The organism is Bacillus sp. 7705b (genome assembly GCF_002289525.1).
Lineage (GTDB): Bacteria > Bacillota > Bacilli > Bacillales > Bacillaceae > Bacillus > Bacillus halotolerans.
The window spans coordinates 184,821-206,152 of sequence record NZ_NSDH01000033.1 but is presented as its reverse complement, the minus strand read 5'-3'; the positions used below and the strand labels follow the sequence as shown (position 1 = coordinate 206,152).

General features: G+C 45.5%; 24 protein-coding genes, 1 pseudogene and 1 riboswitch. Of the genes and pseudogenes, 17 read left to right on the top strand and 8 right to left on the bottom strand.

Annotation, left to right across the window (positions count from 1 at the left end; genetic code table 11):
- Positions 1-190: 190 nt before the first annotated feature.
- Entirely contained in the window at positions 191-1,567 is a 1,377-nt protein-coding gene (locus CJU60_RS13645) for a S1C family serine protease (protein WP_024122791.1), read from the top strand.
- A gap of 40 nt (positions 1,568-1,607) precedes the next feature.
- Here the strand turns inward: CJU60_RS13645 and mrgA are convergent, their stop codons facing one another.
- A complete protein-coding gene (mrgA, locus tag CJU60_RS13640; RefSeq protein WP_024122790.1) occupies positions 1,608-2,069 on the bottom strand; it encodes a Dps family protein in 462 nt (153 codons plus the stop codon).
- Between the two features lie 77 nt (positions 2,070-2,146).
- Entirely contained in the window at positions 2,147-3,001 is an 855-nt protein-coding gene (locus CJU60_RS13635; protein ID WP_095714040.1) for an oxidoreductase, read from the bottom strand.
- A 134-nt stretch (positions 3,002-3,135) separates the two neighbouring features.
- Here CJU60_RS13635 and CJU60_RS13630 point away from each other — a divergent pair, with 134 nt between their 5' ends.
- The 4 genes and pseudogenes from CJU60_RS13630 to CJU60_RS13615 all read left to right on the top strand — a co-directional run bounded on the left by CJU60_RS13630 (position 3,136) and on the right by CJU60_RS13615 (position 6,824).
- Entirely contained in the window at positions 3,136-4,920 is a 1,785-nt protein-coding gene (locus CJU60_RS13630; protein ID WP_095714039.1) for a M3 family oligoendopeptidase, read from the top strand.
- A 108-nt stretch (positions 4,921-5,028) separates the two neighbouring features.
- A complete protein-coding gene (locus CJU60_RS13625; protein ID WP_095714038.1) occupies positions 5,029-5,466 on the top strand; it encodes a YusW family protein in 438 nt (145 codons plus the stop codon).
- Positions 5,467-5,681: 215 nt separating this feature from the next.
- Entirely contained in the window at positions 5,682-6,509 is an 828-nt protein-coding gene (locus CJU60_RS13620; RefSeq protein ID WP_095714037.1) for an ABC transporter ATP-binding protein, read from the top strand.
- Between the two features lie 27 nt (positions 6,510-6,536).
- Positions 6,537-6,824, top strand: a pseudogene (locus CJU60_RS13615) (YusU family protein).
- A 45-nt stretch (positions 6,825-6,869) separates the two neighbouring features.
- Here the strand turns inward: CJU60_RS13615 and CJU60_RS13610 are convergent.
- The gene (locus CJU60_RS13610; RefSeq protein WP_095714036.1) at positions 6,870-7,736 is read right to left on the bottom strand and encodes a LysR family transcriptional regulator; all 867 of its coding nucleotides are present in this window, start codon (positions 7,734-7,736) and stop codon (positions 6,870-6,872) included.
- A 142-nt stretch (positions 7,737-7,878) separates the two neighbouring features.
- On the opposite strand from CJU60_RS13610, the gene CJU60_RS13605 reads away from it, so the two are divergent.
- Positions 7,879-8,619, top strand: a complete 741-nt coding sequence (locus CJU60_RS13605; RefSeq protein WP_095714035.1) for an SDR family NAD(P)-dependent oxidoreductase — start codon at positions 7,879-7,881, stop codon at positions 8,617-8,619.
- A 20-nt stretch (positions 8,620-8,639) separates the two neighbouring features.
- The gene (locus CJU60_RS13600) at positions 8,640-9,023 is read left to right on the top strand and encodes a tautomerase family protein (RefSeq protein WP_095714034.1); all 384 of its coding nucleotides are present in this window, start codon (positions 8,640-8,642) and stop codon (positions 9,021-9,023) included.
- A 34-nt stretch (positions 9,024-9,057) separates the two neighbouring features.
- On the opposite strand, the gene mdtP is transcribed toward CJU60_RS13600, so the two are convergent.
- The 4 genes from mdtP to CJU60_RS13580 form a co-directional block, all read right to left on the bottom strand.
- Positions 9,058-10,671 (bottom strand): multidrug efflux MFS transporter MdtP, encoded by a 1,614-nt coding sequence (gene mdtP, locus CJU60_RS13595; RefSeq protein WP_095714033.1) that lies wholly within the window; start codon positions 10,669-10,671, stop codon positions 9,058-9,060.
- 25 nt (positions 10,672-10,696) lie between these two features.
- The gene (locus tag CJU60_RS13590) at positions 10,697-11,143 is read right to left on the bottom strand and encodes a MarR family transcriptional regulator (RefSeq protein ID WP_095714032.1); all 447 of its coding nucleotides are present in this window, start codon (positions 11,141-11,143) and stop codon (positions 10,697-10,699) included.
- 173 nt (positions 11,144-11,316) lie between these two features.
- On the bottom strand, positions 11,317-11,649 hold the full coding sequence (locus CJU60_RS13585) for a spore coat protein (RefSeq protein WP_095714031.1): 333 nt from the start codon (positions 11,647-11,649) through the stop codon (positions 11,317-11,319).
- A 12-nt stretch (positions 11,650-11,661) separates the two neighbouring features.
- Positions 11,662-11,907, bottom strand: a complete 246-nt coding sequence (locus CJU60_RS13580) for a hypothetical protein (protein ID WP_010331808.1) — start codon at positions 11,905-11,907, stop codon at positions 11,662-11,664.
- Between the two features lie 99 nt (positions 11,908-12,006).
- Between CJU60_RS13580 and CJU60_RS13575 the strand changes: the two genes are divergently transcribed.
- The gene (locus tag CJU60_RS13575; RefSeq protein ID WP_095714030.1) at positions 12,007-12,915 is read left to right on the top strand and encodes a proline dehydrogenase family protein; all 909 of its coding nucleotides are present in this window, start codon (positions 12,007-12,009) and stop codon (positions 12,913-12,915) included.
- A gap of 27 nt (positions 12,916-12,942) precedes the next feature.
- On the opposite strand, the gene CJU60_RS13570 is transcribed toward CJU60_RS13575, so the two are convergent.
- Positions 12,943-13,086, bottom strand: coding sequence for a YuzL family protein (locus CJU60_RS13570; protein ID WP_010331806.1), 144 nt, complete (start codon positions 13,084-13,086; stop codon positions 12,943-12,945).
- Positions 13,087-13,261: 175 nt separating this feature from the next.
- Here CJU60_RS13570 and CJU60_RS13565 point away from each other — a divergent pair, with 175 nt between their 5' ends.
- The 9 genes from CJU60_RS13565 to CJU60_RS13525 all read left to right on the top strand — a co-directional run bounded on the left by CJU60_RS13565 (position 13,262) and on the right by CJU60_RS13525 (position 21,039).
- Positions 13,262-15,631 carry a 3-hydroxyacyl-CoA dehydrogenase/enoyl-CoA hydratase family protein gene (locus tag CJU60_RS13565; RefSeq protein ID WP_141243784.1) on the top strand — a complete coding sequence of 790 codons (2,370 nt, stop codon included), beginning with the start codon at positions 13,262-13,264 and terminating at the stop codon, positions 15,629-15,631.
- 10 nt (positions 15,632-15,641) lie between these two features.
- Positions 15,642-16,817, top strand: a complete 1,176-nt coding sequence (locus CJU60_RS13560; RefSeq protein ID WP_095714028.1) for an acetyl-CoA C-acetyltransferase — start codon at positions 15,642-15,644, stop codon at positions 16,815-16,817.
- A gap of 14 nt (positions 16,818-16,831) precedes the next feature.
- Positions 16,832-18,616 (top strand): acyl-CoA dehydrogenase FadE, encoded by a 1,785-nt coding sequence (gene fadE / locus CJU60_RS13555; RefSeq protein ID WP_044159046.1) that lies wholly within the window; start codon positions 16,832-16,834, stop codon positions 18,614-18,616.
- A gap of 111 nt (positions 18,617-18,727) precedes the next feature.
- The gene (locus tag CJU60_RS13550) at positions 18,728-19,084 is read left to right on the top strand and encodes an arsenate reductase family protein (RefSeq protein WP_024122775.1); all 357 of its coding nucleotides are present in this window, start codon (positions 18,728-18,730) and stop codon (positions 19,082-19,084) included.
- Between the two features lie 66 nt (positions 19,085-19,150).
- A complete protein-coding gene (gcvH, locus tag CJU60_RS13545) occupies positions 19,151-19,534 on the top strand; it encodes a glycine cleavage system protein GcvH (protein ID WP_010331800.1) in 384 nt (127 codons plus the stop codon).
- A 55-nt stretch (positions 19,535-19,589) separates the two neighbouring features.
- On the top strand, positions 19,590-19,826 hold the full coding sequence (locus tag CJU60_RS13540; protein WP_010331799.1) for a YusG family protein: 237 nt from the start codon (positions 19,590-19,592) through the stop codon (positions 19,824-19,826).
- 75 nt (positions 19,827-19,901) lie between these two features.
- Positions 19,902-20,255 (top strand): toprim domain-containing protein, encoded by a 354-nt coding sequence (locus CJU60_RS13535; protein WP_024122774.1) that lies wholly within the window; start codon positions 19,902-19,904, stop codon positions 20,253-20,255.
- An 11-nt stretch (positions 20,256-20,266) separates the two neighbouring features.
- Positions 20,267-20,587, top strand: coding sequence for a thioredoxin family protein (locus tag CJU60_RS13530; protein ID WP_024122773.1), 321 nt, complete (start codon positions 20,267-20,269; stop codon positions 20,585-20,587).
- 107 nt (positions 20,588-20,694) lie between these two features.
- Positions 20,695-21,039, top strand: coding sequence for an SCP2 sterol-binding domain-containing protein (locus CJU60_RS13525; RefSeq protein ID WP_024122772.1), 345 nt, complete (start codon positions 20,695-20,697; stop codon positions 21,037-21,039).
- Positions 21,040-21,153: 114 nt separating this feature from the next.
- A riboswitch (SAM riboswitch) is annotated at positions 21,154-21,260 on the top strand.
- Positions 21,261-21,332 lie beyond the last annotated feature (72 nt).

Below are 21,332 nucleotides of genomic sequence, written 5' to 3'. Positions count from 1 at the left end.
TTTATCCCACAATGTTTGTTTATGATGTGTATAAGGGAAGAAAGGAAAAGAAAAGAGCGGGGAAGATGTAGGATGATCAAACATATTCTATTTTGGTGCTTTGCTTTTCTCCTCATTATTGGGACAATTGAACTTGTACATGCGATGAATATGTAACGATAAACGAAAACCGAATAAGGAGTGTATGCATATGGATTACAGACGTGATGACCAGAACGGAGAACAACACACAGAACCTTCACATACAGAAAACATGAATACAGAAAACCGGAAGCTGATTGAGCATCCTGAACAAGAATTGCTTGATCCGCTTCATTCTGATGAAGCGGGACGAAAAGAAACGGCTTCCGCTTTAGAAATGGAAAAGAAAGAAACAGCTGTAAAAAAAGAGAAGAAGCGGAGAGCCGCATGGCTGAGCCCGATTTTAGGCGGGATCATCGGCGGCGGACTGATGCTTGGCATCGCGCCTTATTTGCCGTCTGACCATAATCAGACGACCGAGACGGCTTCCGCAAATAAACAGGTGCAATCAGACAACTTTACTACGACACCTGTGACAAACGCGACCAACGTGGCTGATATGGTAGAGGACTTAGAGCCGACGATTGTCGGAATCTCAAATATCCAAACCGCTCAAAATAACACATTCGGCACAGAAGGCAGTTCCGGCTCTGAAAGTGAAAGCGGGACGGGGTCAGGGGTCATTTTCAAAAAAGACAATAACAAAGCATATATCATTACAAACAACCACGTGGTGGAAGGAGCGAATAAGCTGACTGTTACTCTGTACAATGGTAAAACGGAGACAGCCAAGCTTGTGGGAAGCGATACAATTACAGATTTGGCTGTTTTGGAAATCAGCGGCAAGAACGTCAAAAAAGTGGCGAGCTTCGGTGACTCTTCGCAGCTGCGCACAGGTGAAAAAGTCATCGCCATTGGTAACCCGCTCGGTCAGCAGTTCTCCGGAACAGTGACACAAGGGATCATCAGCGGACTTAACCGAACGATTGATGTCGATACGACTCAAGGTACGGTTGAGATGAATGTGCTGCAAACAGACGCGGCAATCAATCCGGGGAACAGCGGCGGCCCGTTAATCAATTCAAACGGCCAAGTGATCGGTATCAACAGTTTGAAAGTAAGTGAAAACGGGGTTGAGTCACTCGGTTTTGCGATTCCAAGCAACGATGTAGAGCCAATTGTTGACCAGCTTCTTGAAAATGGAAAAGTGGAACGTCCATTCTTAGGCGTGCAAATGATTGATATGTCACAAGTTCCTGAAACGTACCAGGAAAACACACTCGGCCTGTTTGGCGATCAATTGAGCAAAGGTGTCTACGTCAAAGAAGTTCAATCCAATTCACCGGCGGCTAAAGCAGGAATGAAATCTGAGGATGTTATTGTCAAATTAAACGGCAAAGATATCCAAAGCAGTGCGGATATCCGTCAAATCCTATATAAAGATTTAAAAGTCGGAGATAAAACAACAATTCAAGTGATACGAAACGGAAAAACGAAAAACCTGAACGTGACACTGACCAAGCAGACAGAAAGCCTCAGCAGCTAAATAGCAAAAAAGCTGAACCCGAAGAGGGTTCAGCTTTTTTTTAGCCTAAATAAGAGGAAAGCATCCACACTTGTTTTTCGACTTCATCGATTAATCCGACAAACAAGTCTGCTGTCGCATTGTCTTGATTTTCTTCCGCAAGGCCGATGACGAATTTAGACTCGCTGCTGATTTGTTTGTAGTCGTTCACCAAAGCTTGGACCATTTCTGAAGCTGACGTTTCGTTTCCGCCGTCTGTGATAGATGCTTGCTCAGTGTATTCTTTCAAAGTGGCAACAGGCTGTCCTCCGATAGCCAGCAGGCGCTCAGCAATCGTATCCACAGTTTCCGCCGCGTGGTCATACAGTTCTTCAAATTTTTCATGCAATGTAAAGAAGTGAGGTCCTTTTACATACCAATGAAAACGGTGCAGCTTGGAGTATAGAAGAAACCAGTTTGATAATTGGGTGTTCATTGAATTCTCAACTAATGTCAGGTTTGTTTTTGCGTTTTCGGTTTTCATAATCTTACGTCCTCCTTGTGATCTGTTAATTTAATTATACCACGTATTAATTAAAAATCAATACTAAATTATAATAATTATAATTTAGATCGACTGAATAGTTTTTTCTTCAGGATAGACTCCCATGCGGACCAAGGAAAAAGCGCTCGGAATAACAGGGTGAGCTTGACGCCTTTTCCGATCGGATAACGCAATTTCTTTAAACGCTGTTTCATCGCTAATTGATAAATGAGGTCGGCAACCTCTTGGGGATCTCCGCTTTCATCGGCATTTTTTTCAACATAAGAAAAGATCTTTTTATAGTATTGATGATAAGCTGAATCGTCAGCCGGCACAGTCATGTGATTCGATAACGATGTTGACCAGATCGATGTTTTGTATGAGCCTGGCTCGATCAGAGCGGTTTCAATGCCGAAAGGAAGCAGCTCCAGACGCAGGCTTTCTGAAAACCCCTCCAATGCATACTTGGAAGAGGCGTAAGGCGACAATGCGGGAAATCCGGTTAAACCGCTGATACTGCTTACGTTTATAATCTTTGCCCCGCTATGCTTTCGTATGTAAGGAAGGACGGTTTTTGTGACATTGATTAATCCGAAAACGTTCGTTTCAAATTGCTTTCTGAAATGCTCCATCGGCACATCCTCGATAAATCCTCCGTAAGCTGTCCCCGCATTGTTGACGAGTAAATCAATTGGGGCATACGCACTTATGGTTTTTCCAAAGGCTTCGATCGAGTGTTCATCAGTGACATCGAGAGCGGTGATGTGAATGGAGTCAGCTACATGATGTTTTGCTGCTAAACCGCGCAGCTGTTCCGCTTTCTCGGGCTGCCTTGCTGTGGCAATGACGAAAAATGACTGAGCCAGTTTGACTGCTGCCAGCAGACCGAAACCGCTAGACGCTCCTGTTACGATAGCTATTTTTTTATTCATTTTCCATATCCTCCTGTTCGGCGCTACAGCTATTGTACAATGATGCACAGAGAATGACGCTATAAAAGAAAATTTTATACAATAATTCAGAATTGTTCTATAATAAAATCAAATAAGGAAAGGGGTTTTGAGTCATGGGATTGCAAGGGGTAAACAAAACATGGGATCTGGACTCGTTTTTTAAAGGCGGGAGCCAGTCAGAAGAATTCAAGGGATATATTGAAAAGCTGTCACAAAGCCTGCGTGCATTTCAAGACATGGCAGATGCATTTGAGGCGCCAGAAACATCTGATGATGCTGGAAGGCTGACCGCATTGCTTGATGCATTTGAACAAAATTCGGTAAAGCTGCAGCAGGCCGGTGCTTTTGTCTCTTGTCTTCAGGCACAGAACATTAGCGATCAGAAAGCGAATGAACATAAATCATTCATGCATCAGCTAGTCGCAGATTTTCAGTCTTCCCTTGTCACATTGGATCATAAACTTGTGGAAATTGATCAAGGCGTGTGGGAAGAATTGCTCAAAACACCTGGACTGCGAGAGGTATCATACATATTAAATGAAAGAAGAGAACGGGTTGCGGAAAAGCTCAGCCCAGACAAAGAAAAACTGATTGGAAGCCTTGCGGTTGACGGTTATCATGCCTGGGATGATTTATATCATATCGTTGTCGGAAAAATGACCATTCCGTTTGAGGAAAAACAATTATCTGTCGGACAGGCGGAAAACATGATGTCTTCTCAGGACCGTGATGTCAGAAAAACCGTTTTTGAACGCACCAATCAAGCTTGGGAGCGGGAACAGGATATTTTCAGCAGCACGCTGAATCATTTGGCGGGGTTCCGGCTGGAAACCTACAAAGCGAGAGGATGGGAGGACGTTTTGAAGGAGCCGCTGCAAATCAACCGGATGAAAAAAGAAACGCTTGATACGATGTGGCAGGTCATTACTGAAAATAAGCAGCCGTTCGTTCAGTTTCTCAACCGGAAAGCATCCATGCTTGGACTCGAAAAGCTCAATTGGTATGACGTTGAGGCACCGATTGGGTCTGCCGGGAAGGAATATTCATACGATGAAGCCGCAAACTTAATTGTCAGCCAATTTTCTACATTCGGCCGAAAGTTGTCCGCTTTTACAGAAAAGGCGTTCCGTGACCGCTGGATTGAAGCCGAGGACAGAAGCGGAAAAAGAGTCGGCGGCTTTTGCACGAGCTTTCCGGACAGCGGGGAATCCCGTATCTTCATGACGTTTTCCGGCAGTGCCTCGAACGTTTCAACGCTTGCCCATGAACTCGGGCATGCCTTTCATCAGGAATCGATGCTCAATGTAAGGCCGTTAAATCGATCCTACGCCATGAACGTAGCGGAAACTGCCTCAACTTTTGCGGAAATGATTGTGGCAGACGCGACTGTCAATCAGGCGGAAACAAAGGAAGAAAAGCTTGTGCTTCTGGAGGATAAAGTGCAAAGAAGCGTTGCTTTCTTTATGAATATCCATGCGAGGTTTTTATTTGAAACGAGATTTTACGAGGAACGAAAGCGGGGAATTGTGCCGGCGGACCGTTTAAACGAGCTGATGGAAGAAGCGCAAAAAGAAGCGTTCTGCGGCGCTTTAGGCGAGTATCATCCGCTATTCTGGGCGTCAAAGCTCCACTTTCATATTACGAGAGTGCCGTTTTATAATTACCCTTATACGTTCGGCTATCTGTTTTCTCTCGGTATTTACGCTCTGGCGCTTGAAGAAAAAAACACGTTTGAAGAGAAATATATAGCGCTATTGCGTGATACGGCATCCATGACCGTAGAAGATTTAGCGATGAAGCATTTAGGCGCAGACATCACGAAGAGAGACTTTTGGGAAAATGCCATCAAGCTGGCAGTGCAGGACGCCGAAGCCTTTTTGCAAATGACTGAATCATAAAGGAAAGCCGGGCGCTGAAGCCCGGCTTTTTCTGCTCTTTTCTCTGAATGAGGATTCCATCCCTTGGACATACCTAAAAGAAATGGAATTCTACAGGGGGGAACCATTATGCATTTGATCAGAGCGGCGGGGGCCGTTTGTCTCGCAGTTGTTCTGATTGCGGGCTGCCGTCTCAATGAAGAACAGCAGCAAGCAGAAGGAGAAAATACGGCAGTTACTCATATGAAATCTGTTCCTTACAGCAATTTCTCGCTTCGCGTCAGCTATGGTGACGGTGAGCATAATCGCTATGAAGGGATATACGAAAAAAACGGAACTCATGAAACAGCAGAAATACAAGATAAGCTCTCAGGCATCAATCAAGAGGGAGAAGAAGCGCTGGATGAGATGAAAATGATTCTGAGCGAGCTATCTGTGACAGATCAAATGGCTGAAAAGGAAGTGATTCACAGTGTGCTGGCGGCCTTTAACCTTGACAGCCACTATGATCATATCGACTTAAAACTGAAGCTTAAGAACGGCGCTGTCAGAGAAATTAAAAAATAATCATGTGCTGAAAAACCCATAACCGCCATTTTTGACCAGAAAACTAATTGAAAATGATTTTCAAAGTCACTGTTTTCTGCTACAATGAGGGATATATGACCATATCAGAGACTGAATATTGTATCACTTGCATTGATGACAATTTACTTACATGCATGTCTATATAAAACGTGCGATACATAGAGCTGCTAAAAAGCCAGCAAAAAGGAGCGGTTATGGGTATGAGTGCAATTTCTACAGAAACGCTGAGCTTAGGGTACGGGGATGCCGTTATTATTGATGAACTGAATTTAACGATTCCAAAAGGTGAAATTACCGTATTTATCGGCAGCAACGGCTGCGGAAAATCGACACTTTTACGTTCGTTGGCGCGGCTGATGAAGCCGAGAGGCGGTTCTGTGCTATTGGAAGGAAGAGCGATCGCCAAGCTTCCGACAAAGGAAGTCGCAAAGGAGCTTGCCATCTTGCCGCAGGGGCCTTCTGCTCCGGAGGGACTGACGGTGCATCAGCTTGTAAAGCAGGGAAGATATCCTTATCAAAACTGGCTGAAACAGTGGTCAAAAGAGGATGAGGCAGCTGTTGAGAGAGCGCTTAAAGCCACAAAGCTGGAAGAGATGGCTGACCGCGCCGTCGATTCCTTATCAGGCGGACAGCGCCAGCGGGCTTGGATTGCGATGACGCTTGCCCAGGAAACGGATATTATACTTCTGGATGAACCGACAACGTATTTGGATATGACGCATCAAATAGAAATTCTTGATTTGCTGTTTGAGCTGAATGAGAAGGAACAGCGGACGATCGTCATGGTGCTCCATGATTTGAATTTAGCGTGCCGCTACGCACATCACCTTGTGGCTATTAAAGATAAACAGATTTACGCTGAAGGCCGTCCGGAAGAGGTCATTACTTGTGATCTGGTGCAAAATGTGTTTTCTATGAACTGTCAGGTCACACAGGACCCGCTGTTCGGAACGCCTCTTTGCATTCCTCATGGCCGGGGCAGATGCATTGTCCGGGAAGCGGCTTTCACATCACATGGGTAAATAACACGGCTAAAGGAGCTTTCATCAATGAGAAAGCTCCTTGCTGTTTTTTGAAAGGAAGATGTATAAATGGAACAAAAACTGCAAGAACAGCTGGATGGATTGCTTGAAAAATATACCGAGCTGCTCCTTGGGGAGTCAAATCATGAATTAAAAGAAGAAGTGAAGCAGTGGATCTTGTACACGCATATCGCCAAAAGCATGCCTCCGCTCGCTAAGCATTGGAATACTACATATCCTGACGCAAAGCAGGGCATGAAAGACATCATACAGCATATCAAACAGTTAAACGAAGAGCATCGAAACAAAGAATAGGCTAAAAAAGCAGTCTGCCGCTCATGAACGGCAGACTGCTTTTTGTTATGTGGCTGTTTCATTTGGTGCGAAGGAATCCATAAAGGTGCGCAGCGCGCTGCTGATAAACGAATCCTTCCGGAAAATAAACTCCGTTTTCATCTGTCTGAGAGGTTCAGGGAGCGTGTACAATCGGATCGAACCTTCAGACTCGTGTTTTTGTACAACAGTCCGCGGCAGCAATGAGATGCCAAGGCCCGCTGTTACCCCGCCTATAATCGCTTCAAGTGTGCCGAACTCCATAATCACCGGCTGTGTGACGCCGACGGAATGCAGCCATTTTTCAAGGGTATCTCGGTACGAACAGCCTATGCTGTAAACGAGAATTGGCTTTGTGATCGCTTCTTCTGCACAGGACACAGAAGAAGCGGACACGACTACGGGCTCCTCCTCAAATGCGGGGAAGGACTGAAGCTCAGGATGATTGCATTCACAGCCGATAAACGCTCCATCGAGTTCATACCGAAGAACTTTATCGATTAAAAATTGTGTATGCCCTGTTGTTAAAGACAGCTGTACGTTTGGATAATCTTCATAATACGAAGCAAGCAGTTTTGGTAGCCTGACTGCGGCGGCTGTCTGAGTGGAACCGATCATCAGCTGTCCGCTCGGCTCAGTTGAGGAAGAGAGCGCTTTGGACGCCTCATCCAGCAGCCCGATAATTTTATCCGTATAATCCAGCAGAAGCTTTCCGCTAGAAGAGAGTGTCATGCCTCGATTATGGCGCAAAAAAAGGGTGGTGCCGAGCTCAGCTTCCAATTGCTGAATTCTAGCCGTCACATTTGACTGCACGTAACCAAGCAGCAGTGCGGCTTTCGTAATTGTGCCTTCACGGGCTACCATTTGAAACACACGCAGATCTCCGCTTTCCATGTTGAATCCCCCGTTCTTTTAATATCAATCTAAATGATATCAAGTATCTTTAACAATCATTATACGTAACACCAAACCTCTATTACAATAGAATCAGCAGTTTAGATTTCAAAATATATACAAACAACAAGGAGTGGCGGCAATGGATCTTAAAAACAAAACAGCTCTCGTCACTGGGGGCGGCACGGGAATAGGAAGAGCAGCATGCATTGAATTAGCGAAACGCGGAGCGATTGTTGCGGTGAATTATTCACGCTCGCAAGCTGAGGCGGAGGAAACAGCAGAAATCATCAAAAGCGAGGGCGGGCAGGCCGTTGCTATCCAAGCCGATGTGTCCAAAAACAGTGAAGTGCAGGACATGGTTCAAGCGATAGTAAAGCAATACGGCACGATTGACGTTTTAATCAACAACGCAAGTATTACACGGCATATTCCAATGGATGATCTCGACGCCGCGACAGAGGACGTATGGGACGAGTTGTATGCAGTCAATGTCAAAGGAATGTTTTTTTGCGCGAGAGCAGCGGCTCCTTTCATGAAAAAAAGCAAGGCTGGGGCGATCGTTAATATCGGCAGTATCGCGGGGTCAACCGGGGCGGGCTCTTCTATGCCTTACGCTGTGTCAAAAGCAGCGGTGCACGGCCTGACAAAATCGTTGGCACACGCTTTGGCGCCAGAAATCAGAGTGTGCGGTGTCGCACCCGGAGCTGTCGCGACAAGATGGTGGGCGGGGCGTGAAGAAAAAATGAAAAATATGAGCGGCACTTTGCTGTTGCAGCGAATTGCTGAAGCGAGTGATGTGGCACGGCTGATTTGTTCCGTGCTTGAACAGGAATCCCTGACAGGACAAATTATCACGATTGACAGTGGCCAGACGATGTAAAGAAAGGAGCGGCGTGAGAGATGCCATTTGTACAGATTCATTTACGAGCGGGGAGAAGCAAAGAATGGCTTCAAAAACTGAGCAGAGCCATTCACCAGTCTATGATCGAAGAAATCAATGTACCGGCTGATGATTACTTTCAAGTGATCCGGCAATACCAAAAAAGCGAATTTTTTTATGATTCGTCTTATTTACAGGTAGAGCGTACAGATGAACTGATTTACATCCATTTTACATTGAAAGATTCAAGAACAACAGAACAGAAGAAATCGTTTTACCATTCAGTGGCAAGCCGGATTCATTCGGAGCTCGGTGTAAGAAAAGAAGATGTGTTTATCATACTGGCCGGAAACCAGGATGAGGATTGGTCCTTCGGAAACGGAAGGGCCCAGATGATCGAATAAAAAAGCCCCGCGGTTATGTCCGCGGGGCGCTCTATTAATGAGAAGGGGATTCAACGGCTTGTGCCGATTTTTCCTTTTGTTCATCCGTTTTCTTATTCGAAAGCTTAATAGGCTTTAAGAATAAGGTAAATACAGCTCCGACTGCAATAAAGATAAGGCCTGCATAAAAAACACTGTGGAGCGAATCCATTAATGATGTTTTTAAAATCGGCACGACATGGGATGAGAAAGCCGCTGGAATTTGTTTAATAGCTTCCTGGCTGAACAGTGTTTGCAGCAGCCCTTGCGGATTTGTGTCAATCATGCCCTTTAATTGAGATGCAAAGGCGTTTGCCTGTGCCGGGAGCGAGTCTAAATATGGAACCAGTTTATCAGTCAGCAAGCTTCCGGATCTGGCATTCATTACAGCGCCCAGCATGGTAATGCCGAATGTGCCCCCGATAGAACGGAAGAATTGGCTGGAAGAGGTGACGACCCCAAGCTCCTCTTTCGAAAAGCTTTCCTGTAAAGCCAGCGTCAGAATCGGCATAACAAGACCCATTCCAAGACCGATAATAGCCATATAGGATGTTGCGACAAGTTTGCTCGTGTCTAAATCCAAGGTGGTTAACAGAAGGAATCCGCCAGCCATAATCAGCATGCCTGTTATGATTTGCGGTTTAATTCCTATTTTGTAAACAAGCTGGCCGCCGATAATGCTTGTGATGATCATTGAGATCATCATCGGTGTCATAATGGTGCCTGATTCAGATGCGCTTACACCGACAATTCCTTGCATAAAGAAAGGAACAAACGTAATCGCGCCAAACATTCCGATACTCATAAAAAAGCCGATCAGGTTCAAAAACGTAAATGTTCTATTTTTAAATAGATACATTGGAAGGATCGGTTCTTTCGCTTTCGATTCAACAATAATAAAGCTCACAATTCCGATCAGTGCGAGCGCGAACAAGCCGAGAATCTGCCATGAACCCCATGCGTAATCTTTCCCGCCAAAGCTTAGGGCAAGAAGAAGGCTGACAACCCCGACAATCATTGTAAAAATACCGGCGATATCAAAGTTGATCGGACCGGTCTGCTTACGGCCCTGCAATCCTCTGGCAATAAAAATAACTGCGATAATTCCAACAGGAAGGTTAATGTAAAAAACCCATTTCCAGTTTAATGAATCAACGATCCAGCCGCCGATTTGCGGCCCGATAACAGAGGCAAGCCCGTAAATGGCTCCAAAGACCCCTTGGAATTTGGCACGCTGTTTCCCTGTAAATAAGTCACCAATGACAATCATGGCCATCGGCATCATAATACCTCCGCCAATTCCCTGCAAACCGCGGAAAATAATCAATTCTGTCATATTGTTGGCCATTCCGCACAGAGCTGAAGCAGCCATAAAAATAAGCAACCCTGATACATAGACGATCCGGCGCCCCAATAAGTCCGCTAATTTACCGGCAATCGGCACGACCGTTGTTGATGTTAACAAATACGCCGTAGTCAGCCAGGTCATCATGCTCAAACCGCCAAGATCTCCGACGATTTTCGGCATGGCAGTTCCGACAATGGTACCGTCAAGGGCTGAGAAAAACATGGCAATGATTAAGCCTGTTATTAATAAAGTCCGTTTTGATTGTTTTCCTTCATTACTCATTTCATCCGTTTCCTCTTTTCCTATTTTACGTTTCATTGGTTTCGGCAGCAGCTTGTGCCAGCTTTTTCGTCATATGCGCTGCCTGCAGCAGTTCCTCTTCCGTCAGGTAGGAAAGGTATCGTGCCATTATGGCTTTTCTGCCCGCCAGAACATCCTCGAACTTTCTGTCTCCTTCATCGGTAAGGCTGATATTAATGACTCGCCTGTCTTGTGTATTGTGTTTTCTGACGATCAGATTTTTTTGTTCAAGGCGGTCTGCCATTAACGTAACCGCGCTTGGCTTGACCTCCATCCGTTCGGCAATTTCAGAAATTTTAAGGCTGCCATTCTTTTTTAAGCTTGCGAGCACAAACAGCTGCGCGGGGGTAACCCCCTGTTTCTCCATGCTATCCAGCATTTCAGGCTGTATCTTTTGAAAGAGCGCCTGAAGCGATAATTGAATATCAGACATTAACTGATCCGCACTCTTCATCTTTATTTCTCCTCTTTAATATAATTCATGTTTATATTTAATGTGTTGAAATAGTTAATGCTTATTAAATATAAATAAGCATTAATAAAAAGTCAACTGATTTTACACACAAAAAAAGGATAGATGCCAGTAAAGCACATCGTACCCTTTTTGCTGATCTGATTGACAGAGCTTTATTGCTGATAAGGAGACTGCTCCTGAATGGTTTGCTGGAACTTTTGATAGGATTGCTGCAGCTTTTGGGCGTCTTCTGCTTCAACAGTATACCATCCGTATTGGAACATGAGATCATACAGTTTTCTTTGCGCTTTTTGTGACTCATCAAAAATGGATTGAATATCCTGATAGAGAGATTCATGGCTGAACTCGTGCAGAGCAGTGCAATACGCAGTGGTCATGTATTTTTCCGTTGTCAAAAGTTCATTGACGAAATCTCTGTCATTCATTTCTGATGTAGTCGGCACAGGTGTTTGCGGGTTGCTGATTTTCTGATTTTGCTGATTCATTTTGGCGCCTCCTTATTGGATATAGCCGGACTGCTGCTGGCCTGGCTGCAGGTGCTTTAATATTCTTTGATAGTGATCGTGATGCATATGTCCGACGCGGTCTAGTTCTTGTTTTAATGTTTGATCCTGGCACTGCTGCGCCATAAAATGCGCTTTTTTCATCGCGAGCAGATTCCAGTTCAGCATGTCATTCAGATACAAATGATCCTTTGTCGAAATAACAGAGGGCGGCATTTGAGATTGCTGCTGATTGTTCATTGTAATCCTCCTTTACGTTCTATTCGTTTTATGTTTCCTTCAGTATGGGAGTTATATACAGGTGTTTTGAAGAAGGCTGTATCGTCAGGAGGGAATTGGATGTTGAGACATATGTTTTTATTCTTATCTCAAAATAAAACGCTCACCAAGCTTGCCAAAGCATACGGATCACGGCTGGGGGCGCGGAGATTTGTCGCGGGGGACACGATTGAATCGGCTGTTCGGACCATTAAAAAGCTGAATCGATCCGGTTTGTGCACAACCATTGATTATTTAGGCGAGTATGCGGCTACACAAAAAGAAGCGAGTCGAGTCGCAGAGGAATGCAAGAAGGCGATTCAAGCGATTGCCGAACACCGTTTAGATTCCGAGCTTTCCCTTAAGCTGACGTCACTGGGGCTCGATATTTCAGAAGAGCTGACCGTTTCACATTTGCGTGACATTTTATCTGCTGCGAAGGAAAATGACGTGGCTGTGACGATTGATATGGAGGACTACTCACATTATGAACAGACGCTTGCCATCTACAGGCAGTGCAAGCAGGAATTTGACATGCTGGGTACGGTGATACAGGCGTATCTTTACAGGGCTGCAGAAGATATCCGAAAGCTGCACGATCTGAAGCCGAATCTCAGACTTGTCAAAGGCGCTTACAAGGAATCTGCGGCCGTTGCATTCCCTGATAAAAAAGGAACAGACCTTCACTTTCAGAGCTTGATTAAACTTCATCTGCTGAGCGGGAACTATACTGCCGTCGCTACACATGATGATGACATCATTGCGTTTACGAAGAAACTCGTTGCCGAGCATCAAATCCCGCTGTCACAATTCGAGTTTCAAATGCTTTACGGGATTAGGCCGGAGCGGCAGAAGGAACTCGTGAAGGAAGGGTACAAGATGCGTGTATATGTCCCGTATGGAACCGACTGGTTTAGCTACTTTATGAGAAGAATCGCCGAAAGACCCGCAAATGCGGCTTTTGTGTTAAAAGGGATTTTCAAAAAGTGAAAGCAGCCGCGAACCGCAGCTGCATTGTTATTGTTCCATGTTGTGTTTCTTATACTGCTGATTTTGGCTTGTCCGTTTTCCGCCGCCGTAATGCTGTGTCGGACCGGCATCTCCTTTCACGCTCGCCGCGCTTACTGCTGCTGAAGACGGGTTCTTTTTCTCTCGCACCATTCCCTTCACCTCCGGGTTTAAGTTTCCCGTCTTCTATCTGCTTCATACAAAAAAATAACAAATTAGCTATTGAAGTCGAAACAAAAATCTTTTATGATGAAAGAAGAAACGGGTTTCCATTTTTTTTGACCAAAAAATGAATGATTATTCATTCAACGTTCAAGGGGGATGTCTCATGCACAAACACATTCAAAAAGCAGCCGTTTTAGGATCGGGGGTTATGGGTTCCGGTATTGCTGCGCATTTGGCTAACAACGGAATTCCGGTCCTGCTGCTTGATATTGTGCCGAACGATTTAACAAAGGAAGAGGAGAAAAAGGGGCTGACCAAGGAAAGTCCGGAGGTGCGCAGCAGGCTGAGCAGATCTGCGGTGAAAAAGCTGCTGAAACAAAAGCCTGCCCCTCTTACGTCAGCACAAAATACCGCTTATATTACTCCCGGCAATCTAGAAGATGATGTTGAGAAGCTGAAGGAAGCTGATTGGATTATTGAAGTCGTTGTCGAAAATCTTGAGGTCAAAAAGAAGATTTTCTCTCTCGTGGATGAGCATCGGAAACCGGGCAGCATTGTCTCGAGCAACACGTCCGGCATTTCAGTGCAGGCAATGGCTGAAGGCAGGTCTGATGATTTTAAAGCTCATTTTCTTGGAACACACTTTTTTAACCCGGCGCGATATTTAAAGCTGCTGGAGATCATTCCGATTAAGGAAACGGATCCTGACATTCTGGCGTTTATGACATCCTTCGGTGAAAATGTCCTCGGCAAAGGTGTGGTCACAGCAAAGGACACACCAAATTTTATCGCAAACCGAATCGGGACGTACGGACTTCTCATTACGGTTCAAGAAATGCTGAAAGGCGGCTATCAGGTCGGAGAAGTCGACTCCATCACAGGCCCGCTGATCGGAAGACCGAAAAGCGCAACCTTCAGAACGCTGGATGTTGTCGGCCTTGATACGTTTGCCCACGTCGCCCGAAACGTATATGACAAAGCAGAGGGAGACGAAAAAGAAGTATTTCGCCTGCCTGACTTCATGAATGACATGCTGCAAAAAGGCTGGATCGGAAGCAAATCCGGTCAAGGCTTTTATAAAAAAGAAGGAAAAACGATTTATGAGCTTGATCCGATGACGCTTACTTACGGAGAACGGTCAAAGATGAAAACGCCGGCTCTTGAAGCGGCAAAGCAAGCTAAAGGGACAAAAGCTAAAATGAAAGCGCTTATTTATTCAGAAGACAGGGCTGGCCAGCTGCTGTGGAATGTCACGTCGCAAACGCTGCTTTACTCAGCCCAGCTGCTCGGAGAAATTGCCGACGATATTCATGCAATTGACCAAGCTATGAAATGGGGATTCGGCTGGGAACTGGGACCATTCGAAATCTGGGACGCAATCGGTCTCAGACAGTCGGCGGAAAAGCTTGAACAGCTTGGAGCGGAGATTCCCGGCTGGATAAAAGATATGCTGGACAAAGGGAATGAGACCTTCTACATCAGAGAAAACGGAACAGTGCTTTATTACGAAAGCGGCGAATACAGGGCCGTAAAAGAAAACAAGAAACGCATCCATTTACAGTCAGTTAAAGAAACAAACGGCGTCATTGCGAAAAACAGCGGAGCGAGCTTGATAGATCTTGGTGACGATGTAGCGCTTCTGGAATTTCACTCGAAAAGCAATGCCATCGGGCTCGAAATCATTCAAATGATCAACAAAGCATTGGAAGAAACAGAGCGGAATTACAAAGGGCTTGTCATCGGCAATCAAGGAAAAAATTTCTGCGTGGGCGCCAATCTTGCCATGATCTTAATGGAAGTACAGGATGACAACTTTATGGAAGTTGATTTGGTGATACGGCGTTTTCAAGAGACAATGATGAACATCAAATACAGCACGAAACCTGTTGTTGCAGCTCCATTTGGCATGACGCTCGGCGGAGGAACGGAAGTGTGTCTCCCTGCTGCACGAATACAAGCGGCAAGCGAAGCCTATATGGGACTTGTAGAATCAGGAGTCGGCCTTATCCCTGGAGGAGGGGGCAATAAAGAGCTGTACATCAATCATCTTCGCCGCGGTCTTGATCCGATGAATGCGGCTATGAAAACATTTGAAACGATCGCAATGGCTAAGGTGTCAACTTCCGCCCAAGAGGCTCGGGAACTAAACATTTTAAAAGAGGCTGACCGTATCAGCACTAACCAGGATCACCTCCTGTACGATGCAAAGCAGTTAGCCGCCTCTTTATACGATACCGGCTGGCGGCCGCCTGTAAAAGAAAAGGTCAAGGTGGCGGGGGAAACAGGTTATGCCGCGCTTCTGCTCGGTGCAGAGCAAATGAAGCTGTCCGGCTACCTATCTGAGCATGATATGAAAATCGCTAAAAAGCTCGCTTTTGTGATTGCCGGCGGAAAAGTGCCGTTCGGAACAGAGGTGGATGAAGAGTATTTATTGGAAATTGAGAGAGAAGCGTTTTTAAGTCTGGCAGGCGAGGCGAAATCTCAAGCGAGAATGCAGCATATGCTGGTGAAAGGCAAACCTTTACGGAACTAGGAGGGAGTTTATGAAAGAGGCAGTTATTGTGGCAGGAGCAAGAACACCGGTAGGGAAAGCGAAAAAAGGTTCATTGGCCACCGTTCGCCCGGATGATTTGGGAGCCATTTGCGTGAAAGAAACGCTGAAACGAGCAGGCGGCTATGAGGGCAATATTGACGATTTAATTATTGGCTGTGCGACACCTGAAGCAGAACAGGGGCTCAATATGGCGAGAAATATCGGCGCGCTTGCGGGTCTGCCATATACGGTGCCGGCGATTACGGTCAACCGCTACTGTTCCTCAGGTCTTCAGTCCATCGCATATGCGGCAGAAAAAATTATGCTTGGCGCCTACGATACGGCCATTGCAGGCGGAGCGGAATCTATGTCACAGGTTCCGATGATGGGGCATGTGACCCGTCCGAACCTCGCATTAGCCGAGAAAGCGCCGGAGTATTACATGAGCATGGGACACACGGCAGAACAGGTTGCGAAAAAATACGGCGTTTCCCGTGAAGATCAGGATGCTTTTGCCGTGCGCAGCCACCAGAAAGCTGCCGAAGCCCTTGCAGAGGGGAAATTTAAAGATGAAATTGTCCCTGTCGAAGTCAAGGTGACAGAAATCGGCGAAAACCATAAGCCGCAGGTAAAACATACTGTTTTTTCTCAGGATGAAGGTGTCCGCCCGCAAACGACCACAGACATTTTAAGCACATTACGCCCGGCCTTTTCCGTTGACGGGACAGTCACTGCCGGAAATTCCTCGCAAACAAGTGACGGGGCGGCGGCTGTCATGCTGATGGATCGCGAAAAAGCGGATGCGCTTGGTTTGGCGCCGCTTGTCAAATTCCGTTCCTTTGCAGTTGGCGGGGTGCCGCCGGAAGTCATGGGCATCGGGCCCGTGGAAGCCATTCCGCGCGCACTGAAGCTTGCCGGGCTTCAACTGCAGGACATCGGGCTGTTCGAACTGAACGAAGCGTTTGCATCACAAGCCATCCAAGTCATCAGGGAGCTGGGGATTGATGAGGAGAAAGTGAATGTCAATGGAGGCGCTATCGCACTCGGGCACCCGCTTGGATGTACGGGCACAAAGCTGACACTCTCACTGATTCATGAAATGAAACGGAGAAACGAGCAATTTGGAGTCGTCACAATGTGTATCGGCGGCGGGATGGGAGCAGCCGGCGTATTTGAATTATGCTAAAGGGGGAAAAACAAATGACGAAAAAAACGGCTGAAGTACTAAAAGGCGGCGGCTTCTTAATCGAGGATGTCACATATGATCAGATGTATACACCGGAGGATTTCACCGACGAGCATAAAATGATTGCGAAAACAACGGAGGATTACATTGAGCAGGACGTTCTGCCGCATATAGATGAAATTGAAAACCATCAGTTTGAACATTCCGTCCGGCTTTTGAAGAAAGCGGGAGAACTGGGGCTTCTCGGAGCCGATGTGCCCGAGGAATACGGCGGGCTGGGCCTTGATAAGATCAGCTCGGCGCTGATCACTGAAAAATTTTCGCGTGCGGGAAGCTTTTCACTTTCTTACGGTGCGCATGTCGGCATCGGTTCCTTGCCGATCGTATTCTTCGGAACGGAAGAGCAAAAGAAAAAATATCTCCCTGATCTGGCTTCTGGGGAAAAGATCGCTGCGTACGCACTGACTGAGCCGGGTTCCGGATCTGATGCGTTAGGCGCAAAAACGACAGCGGTGCTGAATGAAGCTGGAACGCATTACGTATTAACCGGAGAAAAACAGTGGATTACCAACTCAGCTTTTGCCGATGTCTTTGTCGTTTACGCCAAAGTGGACGGCGAAAAGTTTTCCGCTTTCATTGTAGAAAAAGATTTTCCGGGCGTATCAACCGGACCTGAAGAAAAGAAAATGGGAATTAAAGGGTCATCGACGAGAACCCTTATTTTGGATCAGGCTGAGGTGCCGAAGGAAAACCTTCTTGGAGAAATCGGCAAAGGGCATGTCATCGCTTTTAATATTTTAAATATCGGCCGCTACAAGCTGGCAGTAGGAACGATCGGCGCGTCCAAACGGGTGATCGAGCTGTCGGCAGCTTACGCAAATCAGCGCCGCCAATTTAAAACGCCGATCGCAGGCTTTTCGCTGACCCAGGAAAAAATCGCGACGATGGCATCAAGACTGTATGCGATGGAAAGCTCTGTGTACAGAACCGTTGGGCTGTTTGAAGACAATATGAGCCAGTTTACAGCTGAAGACCTAAAGGACGGAAGACAAATTGCGAAGTCCATTGCCGAATACGCAATTGAATGCTCTCTCAACAAGGTGTTTGGCTCTGAAACGCTTGATTATATTGTCGATGAAGGCGTGCAAATCCACGGCGGCTACGGATTTATGCAGGAGTATGAGGTGGAAAGAGCCTATCGGGATTCCAGGATCAACCGGATTTTCGAAGGAACAAATGAAATTAACCGGTTAATCGTGCCAAGCACGTTTCTGAAGAAAGCGATGAAAGGCGAGCTGCCTCTTTTTGAAAAGGCACAGGCGCTTCAAGAAGAACTCATGATGCTTATGCCTGAGGAGCCGGGCACCGGCGTATTAGAGCAAGAGAAATATATCGTCAAGCAAGCCAAAAAAATCGCCCTGTTCGCCGCGGGCCTTGCCGCGCAAAAATACGGAAAAGCGATCGACCGCGAACAAGAAATCCTCGTAAACGTTGCTGATATTGTCAGCAATGTATATGCAATGGAATCAGCGGTGCTCAGAACGGAAAAGGCAATTGCCGCGCAAGGAAGCGATAAAGCAGCGCAAAAGCTGCTGTACACAGAAATTTTCGTTCAAGAAGCCTTTAACGAAATTGAAGCCCATGCGAAAGAATCTTTACTAGCAATGGAAGAAGGGGATTCTCTCCGTATGATGCTCTCGGCTCTCCGCAAGCTGACACGCGTGACGCCTAAAAATGTCATTCGGAAAAAACGTGAAGCGGCAGCGGGTGTGTTCGAGGCAGAAAAATATATTGTCTGAGTCCCAAGGAGCTCCGCTCATCCGGAGCTCTTTTTTTATGAAGCACTGTTTTAGGTTTTTAAAACAAACTGTGTTAAAATAACCTCGATTATTTTATTGAGGGGGAAGAAGATGTCGTTAACTTTTTACTGGTACCCTAAATGCGGAACGTGCCGCAAAGCGAAAAAATGGCTTGAAGAACACGGAAAAGAAATCAACGAAATACATATTGCAGAACAGCCTCCAAGCAAAGAGGAGCTAAAATCGCTTTATGAAAAAAGCGGGCTGGATTTAAAGAAATTCTTCAACACAAGCGGCATGAAATACCGTGAACTGAATCTGAAGGAAAAACTGTATCATATGTCAGAAGACGAACAGCTTGAACTGCTGGCTTCAGACGGAATGCTGATCAAGCGCCCGCTCACAACAGACGGCGAAAAAGTGACAGTCGGCTTTAAAGAAGATCAATTTGAAGAAAACTGGTCATGATGTAAATTTTTTTCGAAAAGTGTGGTATCTTCTTATTGTAGTGCTGTAAAAAATGGAGGGATTCAATTGAGCATACCTAAAGATTTGCGTTACTCAGAAGAACACGAGTGGGTAAAAGTTGAAGGAGAAAAAGCCAAAATCGGCATTACCCATTTTGCCCAATCCGAGCTCGGAGATATCGTGTTTGTTGAGCTTCCTGAAGTCGGCGCTGAAATTAAAGCGGACGAGCCTTTCGGAAGTGTAGAATCCGTAAAAACGGTATCTGAGCTTTACGCACCGATTAACGGAACTGTAGTGGAAGTAAACGAAGATCTTGATGACAGCCCGGAGTTCGTCAACGAATCTCCGTATGAAAAAGCATGGATGATCGTCGTTGAACCGTCTGACGCGTCTGAAATTGAAAAACTAATGACAGCAGAGCAATACGAAGAGATGACACAGCAAGACTAAAACCGGATAGCTGAGCAGGCAATTGGATACGCTAACGCTATGGGAGGTGTCCAATATGGCTTTCAGCAAACAAAAGCTCGATGTCACCAATGATGTGACAGGCCGCTTTCAAAATGGCCGGCTCTCGTTATATCATGAAGATGAGATGATCGGCCAAATGACAGGCATGAATGAATATGAGCTTAAGTCCGGTTTTACCTATGAAAATGAAAAGTTTTATAAGACAGCCGACGTGGTTTCAGGAGACGATCAGAAATATGTGGATTGTGACTACGAAAGCGGCTGGTGTTAATGTTGGCGGTGAATTTCACTGCCTTCTTTTACAATCTGAACGTTTCAAATTTGGCGGCAGGTGAAGCAGATGAACATGGACGAGCTGGAAAAAGTCTTGATTGTTGAAGGGAAATCAGATAAAGAAAAGATTGAAAGCGTCCTGAATGAGCCAGTGCGCATTCTCTGCACAAACGGAACAATCAGCCAGCTGAAGCTGGAGGAATTGGCTGACGAGCTTTATGAGAAGGACGTCTATATTTTGGTTGATGCCGATGAATCGGGCGAGAAATTGAGAAAACAGCTGAAAAGGGAATTTAATGAAGCCTTCCATATACATATCGACAAAGCCTATAAGGAAGTCGCGGCGGCGCCCAGACACCATATAGCATCTGTATTGCTGAGCGCAAATCTGAATGTCCATACGATTTTTCTTGAAAGAAAGACCTGAGGTGTTATAGCATGAAAGAACTCCAAGAACAAGAACTTGAACACATTACTGATGATGTGTATCTCCTATATTTATATACTCCGTTTTGCGGGACCTGCCAGCTGGCAAGCAAAATGCTGACAGTCGTCGAAGAAATGCTTCCGTCTGTCGCCTTCTATAAAAATAATCTCAACTATTCACCGGCGTTTGCTAAAGCATATCAGATTGAAAGCGTCCCTTGTTTTCTGCTGTTTAAGGGCGGGAAAGTAATTGAAAGAGGGTATGCGTTTCATTCCGTTTCTTACTTATATGAGCTGATCAAACAAAAATCATCTTCTGCATCTCATTTATGACATTTTTCTCGGCGCATTCCAATGAAATTGTCGTTCGTTTTATAAAGGGGTTCTTGCGCTGAGGAGAGAAATGTGTATGTATGACCAACAAATAGGAGGTTGTACAAATGGAGAAAGCGGAAGTTTTAGAAGATGATTACCAGCATCTGTTTTTAAAACCCCTTTTGAACACTTCAACATTGCTCATTACCTTCCAAGGAGAAACAGAAGCCTTAACCGTCTCAATAAACGAACAAGGGGAAATGAAAAAGATTTCTCCGCCCCACACGTCCAACCTGACCTTTTATGGAAACCAAACAGAAATCATTGATCTTTTGCATGGAGACATTTCCCTTCAGCACCTGATCCAGAGCGGAAGCCTAAAGGTAAAGGGTTCATTCAGAGCGCTGTTAAAGCTGGAAGCCATTCTGTGGCTGACTAATGGTTTTTTTCAGAGGATTCTAAAGAATTGAAAAATAGTAAATTATTATAATAGTAAAAGTTGACATCATTTATTTTATTGACATTTTATCATTCGCCATGCTATTCTACATTAAGAATTTCCGGACGAAAAAGACTATATATTTCTCTTATCAAGAGAGGTGGAGGGAAGTGCCCTATGAAGCCCGGCAACCATCAACACTGTTGAAATGGTGCCAATTCACACGAAGCGTTCAGCTTTGAAAGATGAGAGAAAGGCGTTTTATATAAGCCTTTCTGCTCAAGTATGCAGAAAGGCTTTTCTTTTGCAGAAAAAACCGGAAGA